The sequence below is a fragment of the Sphingomonas montanisoli genome (genome assembly GCF_008274695.1).
GTDB lineage: Bacteria > Pseudomonadota > Alphaproteobacteria > Sphingomonadales > Sphingomonadaceae > Rhizorhabdus > Rhizorhabdus montanisoli.
The window spans coordinates 297,940-309,824 of sequence record NZ_VTOU01000004.1 but is presented as its reverse complement, the minus strand read 5'-3'; the positions used below and the strand labels follow the sequence as shown (position 1 = coordinate 309,824).

14 protein-coding genes are annotated in these 11,885 nt (G+C 65.1%); 4 read left to right on the top strand and 10 right to left on the bottom strand.

What is annotated here, in order from left to right; translation table 11 throughout:
- The first annotated feature begins 39 nt into the window (after positions 1-39).
- The 3 genes from tyrS (at position 40) to FYJ91_RS18010 (ending at position 3,016) form a co-directional block, all read left to right on the top strand.
- Positions 40-1,266, top strand: a complete 1,227-nt coding sequence (gene tyrS, locus FYJ91_RS18020) for a tyrosine--tRNA ligase (RefSeq protein ID WP_149523694.1) — start codon at positions 40-42, stop codon at positions 1,264-1,266.
- Entirely contained in the window at positions 1,263-2,540 is a 1,278-nt protein-coding gene (locus FYJ91_RS18015; RefSeq protein ID WP_246152713.1) for a hypothetical protein, read from the top strand. Before tyrS ends, FYJ91_RS18015 begins: the two co-directional genes overlap by 4 nt.
- Positions 2,541-2,668: 128 nt before the next feature.
- Positions 2,669-3,016, top strand: a complete 348-nt coding sequence (locus FYJ91_RS18010; RefSeq protein WP_246152712.1) for a PilZ domain-containing protein — start codon at positions 2,669-2,671, stop codon at positions 3,014-3,016.
- Positions 3,017-3,037: 21 nt separating this feature from the next.
- Here FYJ91_RS18010 and FYJ91_RS18005 read toward each other — a convergent pair whose 3' ends face one another.
- The 9 genes from FYJ91_RS18005 to FYJ91_RS17965 form a co-directional block, all read right to left on the bottom strand.
- On the bottom strand, positions 3,038-3,535 hold the full coding sequence (locus tag FYJ91_RS18005) for a GNAT family N-acetyltransferase (protein ID WP_246152711.1): 498 nt from the start codon (positions 3,533-3,535) through the stop codon (positions 3,038-3,040).
- A gap of 143 nt (positions 3,536-3,678) precedes the next feature.
- On the bottom strand, positions 3,679-4,230 hold the full coding sequence (locus FYJ91_RS18000) for a F0F1 ATP synthase subunit B family protein (RefSeq protein ID WP_149523691.1): 552 nt from the start codon (positions 4,228-4,230) through the stop codon (positions 3,679-3,681).
- 13 nt (positions 4,231-4,243) lie between these two features.
- Positions 4,244-4,735 (bottom strand): F0F1 ATP synthase subunit B family protein, encoded by a 492-nt coding sequence (locus FYJ91_RS17995; RefSeq protein WP_149523690.1) that lies wholly within the window; start codon positions 4,733-4,735, stop codon positions 4,244-4,246.
- A 67-nt stretch (positions 4,736-4,802) separates the two neighbouring features.
- On the bottom strand, positions 4,803-5,030 hold the full coding sequence (locus FYJ91_RS17990; RefSeq protein ID WP_149523689.1) for a F0F1 ATP synthase subunit C: 228 nt from the start codon (positions 5,028-5,030) through the stop codon (positions 4,803-4,805).
- A gap of 42 nt (positions 5,031-5,072) precedes the next feature.
- Entirely contained in the window at positions 5,073-5,858 is a 786-nt protein-coding gene (locus tag FYJ91_RS17985) for a F0F1 ATP synthase subunit A (protein WP_149523688.1), read from the bottom strand.
- A 39-nt stretch (positions 5,859-5,897) separates the two neighbouring features.
- Positions 5,898-6,218 (bottom strand): AtpZ/AtpI family protein, encoded by a 321-nt coding sequence (locus tag FYJ91_RS17980; protein ID WP_149523687.1) that lies wholly within the window; start codon positions 6,216-6,218, stop codon positions 5,898-5,900.
- Positions 6,219-6,441: 223 nt separating this feature from the next.
- Entirely contained in the window at positions 6,442-6,813 is a 372-nt protein-coding gene (locus FYJ91_RS17975) for a YdbL family probable chaperone protein (protein ID WP_149523686.1), read from the bottom strand.
- Positions 6,810-6,992, bottom strand: a complete 183-nt coding sequence (locus tag FYJ91_RS17970; protein WP_149523685.1) for a YnbE family lipoprotein — start codon at positions 6,990-6,992, stop codon at positions 6,810-6,812. Before FYJ91_RS17970 ends, FYJ91_RS17975 begins: the two co-directional genes overlap by 4 nt.
- A gap of 64 nt (positions 6,993-7,056) precedes the next feature.
- Positions 7,057-10,212 (bottom strand): intermembrane phospholipid transport YdbH family protein, encoded by a 3,156-nt coding sequence (locus FYJ91_RS17965; protein WP_181008570.1) that lies wholly within the window; start codon positions 10,210-10,212, stop codon positions 7,057-7,059.
- A gap of 107 nt (positions 10,213-10,319) precedes the next feature.
- Between FYJ91_RS17965 and radC the strand changes: the two genes are divergently transcribed.
- Complete coding sequence (gene radC / locus FYJ91_RS17960; protein WP_149523683.1) at positions 10,320-11,009, top strand: RadC family protein; 690 nt, start codon at positions 10,320-10,322, stop codon at positions 11,007-11,009.
- 60 nt (positions 11,010-11,069) lie between these two features.
- Here radC and FYJ91_RS17955 read toward each other — a convergent pair whose 3' ends face one another.
- The gene (locus FYJ91_RS17955; protein WP_149523682.1) at positions 11,070-11,774 is read right to left on the bottom strand and encodes a hypothetical protein; all 705 of its coding nucleotides are present in this window, start codon (positions 11,772-11,774) and stop codon (positions 11,070-11,072) included.
- Positions 11,775-11,885 lie beyond the last annotated feature (111 nt).

The window sequence follows — 11,885 nt, the reverse complement described above, 5'->3', positions numbered from 1 at the left end:
GATGACGCGCGGGCGATTCGTGCTAATCGCCCGCGCGCTATGACCGATTACACATCCGATCTGCTGCGCCTGCTCGATGCGCGGGGCTATATCCACCAGGTGACCGATGCCGGCGCGCTCGATGCGCTTGCGAACAAGGGCGTCGTCCCTGGGTATATCGGCTTCGATCCGACTGCGCCCTCGCTCCATGTCGGCAGCCTGGTGCAGATCATGCTGCTCCGCCGGCTTCAGCAGGCAGGTCACAAGCCGATCGTCCTGATGGGCGGCGGCACCGGCAAGATCGGTGATCCGAGCTTCAAGGACGAAGCGCGAAAGCTGATGACCAACGACGTCATCGCGGGCAACGTCGCGTCGATCAAGCGCGTGTTCGAAAAGTTCCTGACCTTCGGGAATGGCCCCACCGATGCGGTGATGGTCGACAATGCCGACTGGCTCGACAAGCTCGAATATATCCCTTTCCTGCGCGAAGTGGGGCAGCATTTCTCGATCAACCGTATGCTGAGCTTCGATTCGGTGAAGCTGCGGCTCGATCGCGAACAGTCGCTGAGCTTCCTCGAATTCAACTACATGATCCTGCAAGCTTATGACTTCATGGAGCTGTCGCGCCGCGCGGACGTGCGCCTGCAGATGGGCGGCTCCGATCAGTGGGGGAATATCGTCAACGGCATCGAGCTTGCCCGCCGCATGGACGGGACAGAGGTCTATGGCATCACCACGCCGCTCATCACCACGGCCGATGGCGGCAAGATGGGCAAGACGATGTCGGGCGCGGTGTGGCTGAACGAGGATGCGCTGCCCGCTTACGATTATTGGCAGTTCTGGCGGAACACCCACGATAAGGATGTCGGCCGCTTCCTGCGCCTGTTCACCGACCTGCCGCTCGACGAGATCGCGCGGCTGGAAGCGCTCGACGGGCAGGAGATCAACCAGGCGAAGATTGTCCTCGCCAACGAAGCGACCACGATGTGCCGCGGCGCCGAAGCTGCGGCTGCTGCGGCCGAGACCGCGCGACGGACCTTCGAAGAGGGCTCGGCCGGCGGGGATCTGCCGACGTTGGCGGTGCCAGAAGGATCGATCGGCATCCTCGACGCGCTCGTCAACCTCGGCCTCGTCGCGTCGAAGGGTGAGGCCAAGCGCCTGATCAAGGGCGGCGGCGCACGCGTCGACGGCGAAAAGGTGTCGGACGAGAATGCGGTCGTCACCGTCGTCGGCGACGGCGTGAAGCTTTCTGCGGGCAAGAAGGCACATGGGGTGCTGACGCTTTGACGGCGGTTCGGCTGCTCACCCTGATCGGGGTTGCCGCGCTGAGCATTTCGGCCAAGCGCGTGCCCTCCCCACTCGACGGGCTGGCGGCCGATTATGTCCACCTGAGTCTCGAAGCCGGCGAGCGCGAGCCCGGCTATGTCGACGCTTATTATGGCCCGAAGATCTGGGCCGAAGAGGCGAAGGCGCAGCCCGGCACGCCCGCGGAACTGCTCGCCCGCGCGCAGGCGATCGAGACGAAGCTCGCGGCGGTGAAGCCGGCCGGTCTCAGCGCCAACGATCGCCGTCGCCTGACCTTCCTGAAGGGACAAGCCCATGCCGCGACTACGCGGCTTGCGATGCAGAACGGGCGCAAGTTCAGCTTCGCCGACGAGGCCGAGGGGCTGTTTTCAGTTCGCCCGAAGCTCGAGCCGCTGTCGGCTTATGCCCCGGTCATCGCGGAGATCGCGAAACTCGTGCCCGGCAATGGGCCGCTGTGGCAACGCGTCGACGCGTTTCAGAATCGCTATGTCGTGCCCGCCGACCGGCTCGAACCCGTCATGCGTGCCGCGATCGCCGAATGCCGTGCGCGCACCGCCGCGCATATCGCGCTGCCCGCACAGGAGCGGTTCGATCTCGAGCTCGTGACCGGCAAGCCGTGGAGCGGCTACAACTGGTATAAGGGCGACACCCACAGCCTGATCCAGGTCAACACCGACCTGCCAGTGCGCATAGATCGCGCGATCGACCTTGGGTGCCACGAAGGCTACCCCGGGCATCACGCGCTCAACATGCTGCTCGAACGGAAGCTCGCGCTCGCCAAGGGCTGGATCGAGTTCACCGTCTATCCGCTCTATTCGCCGCAAAGCTTCATCGCCGAAGGATCGGCGAACGCCGGGATCGACCTCGCCTTTCCGGGCACAGAGAAGACCGCGTTCGAAGCGGCCAAGCTCTACCCCCTCGCCGGGCTCGATCCCGCAACCGCCGCCCCGTACGATCGCTTGCTCGGCCTGCTCCACAAGCTTGCCGGCGCGCGGCTTACGATCGCCGAAATGTATCTGGACGGAAAGATCGACCGCGCGAAGGCGATCGACCTGATTCAGAATTACCAGCTGCTCAGCCTCGAACGGGCCAAACAGAGCCTCAGCTTCACCGATTCTTACCGTAGCTACGTCATTAACTACGGCCTGGGGCAGGACATGGTCACCGCCAGCCTGAATCGCGCCGAAAAGGCGCGGTGGAAGCGGATGGAAGCCATTATATCGGAGCCGACGACCCCGGCGGATCTCGCCCGCTGACGTCGGTTTTCGACGTTGGTCCAACGGCCCGTCACGAAAGACGAAATTAACTCGGTTCTAAGCGTAACGATTTACCATTTGGTAATTCGGTGACCCGATTTTGTCTTTATCACAAGGACATGACCGAAATGACCCAGCCCGTGCCAAAGTCCGATATCGATGCCGCCGAGCTGCGCCGCGCACCCCGCGACGAGGTTGCGCTGCCCACCCGCATGATCGACGCGCAGAATCGCGCGGCCGACGTGCTGCTGGTCAACGTCTCGCCACTGGGCTTCATGGTCCGCGAATATGGATCGACCGAAAAGGGCGCGATCGTGAAGCTCCAGCTTCCGCGTCTGGGCGATGTTCCCGCAAAGGTCGTGTGGTCGCTGGGCGGCCGGATCGGCGCCGAGTTCCTCACCCCGATCGACCAATATGCCTACACCGCCATGCTGAACGCCGCCAAGGCGCGCCGCCAGCGCTGGCCGATGGGTTGACCCGCCCAACAGAGTTTGTGGCTAAAGCGCCTTCTCAAGCACCACGAAGCTGAGATCGTCCCGCGGCGGATCGCCATGGGGAAATGGCAAGGTCTCACCCGTCAGCACATAGCCGCGCCGGTGATACCAGGCGATCAGCGTGTCGCGAATGTGGACCACCGTCATTCGCATCCGCCCGCCGCCCAGCGATCGGGCCATGTCCTCCGCGCCTTCCAGCAGCCGCCGGCCGATGCCGCCGGCCTGCAAATCTGGCTGGACGGTCAGCAAGCCCAGATACCAGGCGCCTTCGCCCGCCGGCTCGATCCACACGGTGCCGAGTAGGACGCCGTCCTCGCGCAGCAGGATCAGCCGCGCATCGGGCTTGGCGGCAATGTCCGCGCGCAGTTCGGCCACGGTCGTCCGCGTGCCGCCGATATAATCCTCACGGGTCCAGCCACCGTGATCCCCACCGCGATAGGCGAGGTTCACCAGCGCCACGACTTCGGGCAGGTCAGCGTCGGTGGCGATCGTCAGGCCCATTTTCATTCCCCAACATTCGTCATTGCGAGCTGGCGAAGCCAGGCCCGTACTTGCTTTGTCGCCTGTGGCTCCTCGCGATGACGAAAAGAAACAAAAAGGCCCGGGAGTTACCCCGGGCCCTTTTCCTTAGTCAGTCGAGCAGATCAGGCGCGGCCTGACAGGCCCAGCGAACCGATCGCCTTGTCGACAAGCACCTTATCGGCGCCAGCGTCATGACGCTCGGCGATCAGCTTGGCAGCAGCTGCAGCCGCGGCATCAGCCGCGCGGGTGCGAACTTCGGCGATAGCGGAGCGCTCGGCAGCCGCGATCTTGTCCTCGGCCATCTTGCCGCGGCGCTCGATCAGGTCAGCCGCATCGACGCGCGCCTGGGCGACGATCGCTTCGGCTTCAGCCTTAGCATGCGCGATCATCTCAGCCGTATCGCTGTCGACGGCCTTCTGCTTGGCCTCATATTCGGCCTTCAGCTTTTCGGCGTCGGCACGAAGCTGCGTGGCTTCGTCGAGCGTGGCGCGGATCGCAGCGATTTTGGAGTCGAGCGCGTTGCCGATCACGACAGGCACTTTCTTCCAGATCATGATCAGGATGACGATCAGCATCGCGATCGACACCCACGCCGTGGCGTTCAGGCCCAGCGCGGTGGGATCGACGTGATGCTCCTCTGCGGGAGCCGTCGTGTGGGCGGTGTGGGCGGTCATTTCAGGATCTCCCTCACGCTGCCATCACGGCGCCGACAGCCTTCTTGGCGTCCGACGCATCGATGGTAAGGCCGGCAACCTTGGCGACGAGATCCTGCGCCACTTCGGCGGCGACCGTCTCGACGGAACCCAGGGCTTCGGTCTTGGCCGCGTTCAACGCGGCTTCGGCTTTGGCGGCCTTTTCGGCGAGCACGGCATCGGCTGCCTTCAGGCTCTTTTCGGATTCCAGGCCAGCGGCCTTCTTGGCCTCGGTAGTGGCGGCGAGCACGGCGGCCTTCGCCTCCTCCACCTTCGCGCTATGCGCCGCTTCGAGCTCGTCGGCGCGGGCATGGGCAGCCTGGGCGGCGGCGAGGTCGTCGGCGATCTTGCGCTCGCGCGCATCGACGGTCGCCTCGATCTTCGGCATCATTCCCCGCCCGATCACGAAATAGATCAGGCCAAAAACGATCAACAGCCAGAAGATCTGCGAGGCATAGGTCGCTGCGATTTGTGCGATCTGAGGCATCGAAGAATCCCTGTCAGGGCAATATAGACGGGGCCGGACGCTTGTCGCCCGGCCCCGCGACAGTCTGTTAGGCGACGAACAGCAGGATCATCGCGATAACGAACGCCAGCAGGCCGAGAAGCTCGGCGGCGGCGAAGCCGATGAAGAGACGGCCCTGCTGGCTGTCAGCGGCCGACGGATTGCGGAGCGCCGACGACAGGAACTGCGCGAACACGTTGCCCACGCCGAGTGCGGCGAGACCGAGACCGACGGCAGCGAGACCAGCGCCGATATACTTGGCTGCAACAGGATCCATGATTAACTCCCTAGTTAAAACGTTGAATAAGTTGACGAAAAATCAGTGCAGGTTGACCGCGTCGTTCAGATAGAGCGACGTCAGCAGCGCAAACACATAAGCCTGGATCGCGCACACCAGCAGTTCCAGCACGGTGATACCCACCATCAGGATCAGGCTGGGCAGGCTGACGATCGCCGCGATCCCCGCGCCGGCGTTCATCCCGTTGATCACGAAGCCCGCCAGCACCTTCATCAGGATGTGGCCCGCGGTCATCGCGACGAACAGTCGCAGACCCAGCGAGAAGGGACGGATCATGAAGGAGAACAGCTCGATGAAGAAGATCAGCGGCACCATGTAGCCGGGGGTGCCATGCGGAATGAACAGCGAGAAGAAGTGAAAGCCGTGCCGTGCGAAGCCGACGATCAGCACGATCGCGAAGCTGAGCACCGCCAGAACGCCGGTGACGGTCAGGTGGCTGGTGATCGTGAAGGGGTGCACCCCGCCGAAGCCCACCGGCAACATGCCCAGCAGGTTCGCGATCAGGATGAACATGAACAGCGAGAAGACGTACGGGGTGAACTTCTTGCCTTCCGGCCCGATGTTCGCCTTCATCAGATCACCGATGAAGCCGACCGCGCCTTCGACCATCACCTGCCAGCGGCCGGGGACGAGCTCGCGCTTCATCCCGCCCAGCATGAACAGCCAGAACGCGCCCAGCGTCAGCACCATCCACAGCGCCGAATTGGTGAAGGCGATATTATGGCCAGCGACCTGCCAATCCTGACCGAACAACGGTTCGATCAAGAACTGGTGCATCGGATCGATCTTGCCCGATTCGGCTGCCACGCTCGCTCTACCCCTGTCTATGCCAAAAGCGTCCGGAAGCTATTCCGGGCGCTCGTTGGAAATCCGAATGATGTTCCTGAAGGCGATCACGATCCCGAGGGTCATCATCACCAATAGGAGCCCCGGCGACGTGCCGAGCCAGCGGTCGAAAAGCCAGCCCAACAACGCACCGCCAGCCGGACCCGCGATCAGTTCGGAAAGCACGCGATTGCCTTGGGAATATCCCTTTTCGGGCTTCCCATGCTGCGGCGCCGTCCTGACCGTTTCAGCGTCACGCGCCGCCTGCAATCGCTCATCGAGCGATGCCAGGCGATCGTCCCCTCCGCTGGCCGAGTCCTGCCCAGGATCATCCTTCGTCATGGCCTTAACCCTTGTCCGGTTTTGCCCATGCCGACGAGCAATCCCGCCAAGGCGTCGCCCCTTTAGGAAGGGGGGTGGGGTGAGTCAATTGTTGTTACAGTGGGTTTTAAGCTGAGCCCCCTCTCCTCGCCATTGCGAGGAGCCGAAGGCGACGCGGCAATCCACTCCGAACTTCGGAATGGATTGCTTCGCTACGCTCGCAATGACGAGGAAAGAAAAATCCTCAACCGCAATAATCGGGTGCGATATTTTCCCCGGCGCGGGTACGCCATCCGCCGTCCTGCAGCTTATAGGCCTGGCCCGGCTTCACGCCACGCAGCGTCGAGCAGGCGGTGGTCTGGGCGAACTGGTCGACCGTCACGTTCCGCTGTGCCGCGATGCTGGTATAGCCCGCGCGCCGCTTGATGTTGATCGCGTCGACCGCCGACTTCAGGTCGGGCGACGGCGCCTTCACGAAGCCGAGATAGCCATCCCACTGTTCGCCGATCGCACCCGAGGAGAGCGCGGCTTCGACCACCGGTTCGGCGGCGAGCACGGGCGATATGGCAATTCCCATCGCCATCAGCCCCACGACAATCTTCGATACCGTCTTCATTGCGGAAACAGCTCCGGGTTGTTGGCGATGAAGTCGTCTGCGTCCTTCTGGAGTTTGACGACCACCTCCTGCTTCACATTGACGTTGAGGTTGATCTCGATCGGCTTTTCAGGCGCCGTAACGTTGATGCAACCGCCGAGCGGGGCAAGCGCAGCCAGCGAAAGGATCGCCCTCTTCATGGCCGGAAGCTCGCATCGCATCGGTTCACCGTCAATCTGAAGTCGTTCATCGCACGGGCTCGCTTTACTGGGGCTGAATGGGAACCGGAGCAGAACCCGCAGGCGGATCCGGCAGAGGGTTGGGCGGCGGCGGCGCATTCGGCCGTATATCGACGTTGCGCAGCGCCGAAGCGGGATCGACGAAGGTCTGCGCCGAATTGACCAGCCCGCGGAAGGGCGCGGTGATCGTGATGTTGAAACGGAAGGGCAGCCGCGTGATCGGCGCGATGAAGCGACCGATCAGCCCCTTGGGCTTTTCCGCCTTCCTGTCGAGATTCTGCGTTCCGTCGAATCGGACCTTGCTAACCACTTCGCCATCCAGAGATCCGTTAAGGTCGATCACCAACCGATTGTAACGCATGGACTTTAGTGCATCGAAGGCGATCCGCGCCATCGGCCCGAGCGCCGCATTCGTGACATCCCCGACGTAGGACAATGTCCCGCCTTCGGGGCGCACGCGCAGCTCTCCGCCTTCGATCCGCCCGCCTTCGTTGCTGAAGATGATCGGCAGGACGCCGTCGAACTTGCCGGTAAGATCGAGATTCTTGAACTCAAGTTGCTGGAGGAATACGCCTGCGTCGAGCCCGTCAATCCGGAACAGCATACGCCGCTCGACCGGCCGGCCGAAGTCCATCACCGTCGGCTCCAGCGTAAGCGTGCCGCCCGCAAATGGCCACTTCCCGCTCTCCACCGCGAGAACCTGGCCTGCCTCCAGATGGTAGTGGATGACGCCGTCGTTCACCGCGATGCCCGGATTGATCTCGGCGATGCGCACCTCCTGCCCGGGGGCCGTGACCATGGCGAGCAGATCGGTGAAATTGATCGTGCCGCGGAGCCCGGTGACGGGGCCGAAGGCGGCCGCGAAATTGGTGCTCTCGGTCCTGAACACGCCCGAACTGGTGACGTTACCGCCCGCCCACACGATCCGCCCCTGCCCCGCAATCTCGCCTTCGACATTGGCGATGATACCGACCGTCAGCGGCGTTATCCGTTCGGGCTGGAATCCCTTGCCGAAGCGCAGCCCGTCGACGTCGAGATTGGCGTCGCCGCGCCCGCTCTGCAGCGAATGGCGGATCTGGACGCGCGCGACCGACTTCCGCGTCGCCAGCTCGGTGAGCGTGCCGTTCGCAGTGATATAGCCGCCGTTGAGGGTAAGGGTCGCGTCGGGCATCCGCAGCCGGTGAAAGCGCGGTGATGCGGTCTGCGCATCGTCGATCGCGAGCCCACCCTTGATGTCGAGAATACCGCCGCGCAGCGTCCAGTCACCCGCCGCGTCGCTCAGCAGCAGCGGCACCACGCCGATCTGCCCGCTAGTCCCCGCAAAGGTGCCGCCAACGCCTCGGCTGTCCAGGCGGCCCGCGATCGTCTCCGCATCGAGCCGCGTTGGAGATTCGCCCGTCCCAAGCCGCACACGCAGCGCATCGAGCGCGAAGCCGGGCGTGTCGACCGATACCGACAGGCGGCGCGCCTCCATCACCAGCGGCTGATCGCCGATCGCACCGCGCAGGCGAGGGGCCGCGATCGCCGCGCCGCCATAGAGCTGTCCGCCCGCCGTTTGCCCCACCATCGCCCCGCCGACGGGGCATACCGGCAGGCGTGATCGCCCTATTCGCGTGCCCGCCGCCTCAAGCGATGTGAAGGCGAGCGTCGCGCATTCGCGATTGACGGTGAAGCCGCCCCGCCGATCGATCGCGACGCTGATCGGAATATCGAGCCCCTCGATCCTTCCATCGGCCAGCGGCCCATCCAGATGCGCGCGCGTCGAGATCGCGGTGCCGCCGCCGCGCGCCGGGCCGAAGCTAACCGGATCGAAGGCGGCGCGAGCGGTGCCGACGCGATAGGGCGCGATCGTCGCCGATCCGCCGACCGGCCCGCCCGGTACCGCCTGACGCAAACTCGCGCGCATGTCGGGCAGGCCACCACCGCCCAGTTCGATACTGGCGTTGATCGACGCCACCGATCCCGACGACCGCCATCCGAGCCCTTCCGCGCGCTCGGCGCGGACGAGCATCCGCGCTCCGCTCGCCGCATCAGCATCGAGACGGTCGATCCGCGCCTCGATCCCGCGCGAATCGCTGTTCACCGACAGGCTTGCGCGCGCATCCACGCTGCGCGTCGCCGCCGCGACCGCCTTGCCCCACGCCATCGCGACCGGGCCGATCGGGGTCGCCTCGGTCGATGCGAGCATCGCACGAACCTGATCGATCCGGTGCGCATCGACGCTCGCCTTCGTCAGCGCGACTTCGCCCGCCAGCGCCGCGCGGCCACTGGCGATGCCATAGCGATAATCGCCTTCGAAGCCCGCCCGCGCCGCACCGAAGCCCGCCGCCGCCACGCCATCGGCGAACAAGGTGCCGCCGCCGCGCACCTCCTTCATCGTCGCATCGATCGTGATGCGGCCACCGATCCGATCGACCCGCGCCCCACGCGCCGAAACTGCGCCACGCTGAACCACCGCCGCCCCGCGCCAGCGCGCGAGATCCGCATCGCCTGTGATGTCGAGGTCGATCAGCGGCGCCGTCAGCCGCCCCGAAGCACCGCAATCAATCGCCGCAGCCGACAGCGGCCCATCGATTCGCGGCTTGCCGTTCGCGATCGCTACGGTGAGCTTCGCATTCGTACCCGCGACCGCGCAGCCGCCCGCCGCAAGCTTGGCGGACGCCAGTTGCGCGACGCCCTTGAATCCGTCCTTGAGCCCGCCGCCGCCCGTCAGCCTGAGGCCGAAGGCTCCAGCGGGCGTATCGAGATCGAACCGCAGGTCACGCGCGGCCAGTGCGATATCGGGCAGCGCGAAGGGCTCGTCGCTCGCGGTTTTGGGCAGCAGCCTGTCGATCGCGCCGAGCGACAGCTTGCCGTCGACGATCCGCCCCTTCAGCCGCACCCCCGCCGCATCGATCGCGCGGACATAGGGGCCGGTCAGCCCCATGCCGATCGCGATTTCGGCCCAGTCGGCGACGAGATCGGGGTTCTTCGGATCGCCGATCCGGATATTCTCGATCCGCTGGGTGCGGAAACCGATCTGTGTGAGCTTGTAGCTGGCGGGAACGTGCGCGGCGGTCAGTGCATCGTCGATATAGCTTTGCGCGATCGGCATCCGCTCGATCCACAACCAGCCGAGCGCCGCCGCGATCACGGCACCGCTCGCCCCGCCGGCGATCACAAACTTGGACGGGCGTGCCATCACGGAACTCTTAGCGTGTCTTTTCGGGAAGGGAACGGCACGCTTCATCAACGTCGCGACAGGCGGATCGGTTGCGGAGCCGAACCGATACGCTAGGCTGCGCGACGATGAGCGACGCCCCCGATCCCGCCACCGACACCAGCGGCCACCGTGCACGGCTGCGCAAGCGGCTGATCGAAGGCGGGCCGGAGGCGCTGCTTGACCACGAACTCGTCGAATATCTGCTCGCCCTCGCCATCCCTCGTCGCGATACCAAGCCGATGGCGCGCAAGCTGCTCGCCGAGTTCGGCGGGCTGGGCGGCCTCCTGTCGGCCGATCCGGAATCGCTGGCCCGCGCCGATCTGAGCGAAGGCGTCGTTGCCGCGCTCAAGATCGCCGAAGCTTCCGCGCTGCGCCTACTGCGCACGAAGATCACCGACCGACCTATGCTGTCGAGCTGGCAGGCACTGGCCGATTATCTCCACGCCGACATGGCGCACCGCGCGATCGAGCGGGTGCGCGTGCTGCACCTCAATTCGAAGAACATGCTGATCCGCGACGAGCTGATTTCTGAAGGATCGGTCGATCAGGCTGCGGTGCATGTGCGCGAGGTGATCAAACGCGCGCTGGAACTCAGCTCGTCCGCGCTTATCCTTGTCCACAATCACCCGTCGGGCGACCCGCAGCCGAGCCGGCAGGATATCGCGCTGACCAAGGAGATCGCGCAGGCGGGCAAGCCGCTCGGCATCGCCGTCCACGATCACATCATCGTCGGCACGTCGGGCCAGACGAGCCTGCGGGCGCAGGGACTGATCTGAGCGCGAAAGAGGCGGCCCCGGATGGGACCGCCTCTCCTCTCGCGTGAGAGATGGTGAAGATCAGGCCGACAGAAACGCAGCGAGCTCGTTCGGCGAAATCGCCTTGTCCTTGTCAGTATCAGCCTTGGCGAAGTCGCCCGCGGTCGCGTTCAGAACCTTGATCGCGGGGAGATCGGCCTTCTTGCTGGTCTTGGTCTTGTCGACCGCAGCGGTCTGGTCCTGGCCCTTCGACGCCATGATCCAATTGCCGAATTCGAGCGCGGTCAGCTTGCCCTTGTTACCGGCGTCATATTTCGCCCATTCGGCGTTAACCTTGGCGGCGGCATCGGCGTTGACCGGCGTCGGCGTAGCGCCCGAGGCGTCAGCCGTGGCCGTCGCGGGAGCAGCAGGGGCGGGCGCCGGAGCGGCCGCGGCGGTGGCAGTCGCATCGGCTGCCGGAGCAGCGGCCGCGGGAGCCGGCGCGGCACTGGCCGTCGCGGCAGCGTCCGTTGCCGGGGCGGTGGCAGGCGCGGGAGCGGCGCTGGCGGTCGCCGCCGCGTCAGCCGCAGGTGCCGTCGTCTGCGGGGCCGGGGTCGCATCGGCCGTCGTGGTGGCGGGGGTTTCGGTCATGGGCGCCGGAGTCGCAGCGGCAGCATCCGGAGTTTCGGCCGGGGCCGGCGTCGCCATGGGGGCGGGAGCCGCGGCCGCGGGAGCGGCTTCCTGCGCGATGGCAGCGCCCGACAGGGCCAGCAGGGCGGCACCGCCCAGAAGCATGATCTTGGTCATAAGGTCTCTCCATCGGATCGGGTCACAGGCGGACCCGCGAAGATTCGAATATCGTTGCGTCGCCGACCAAATGGCCGGAACTGTCGATCAAACCGACGACCTTGATGTAAG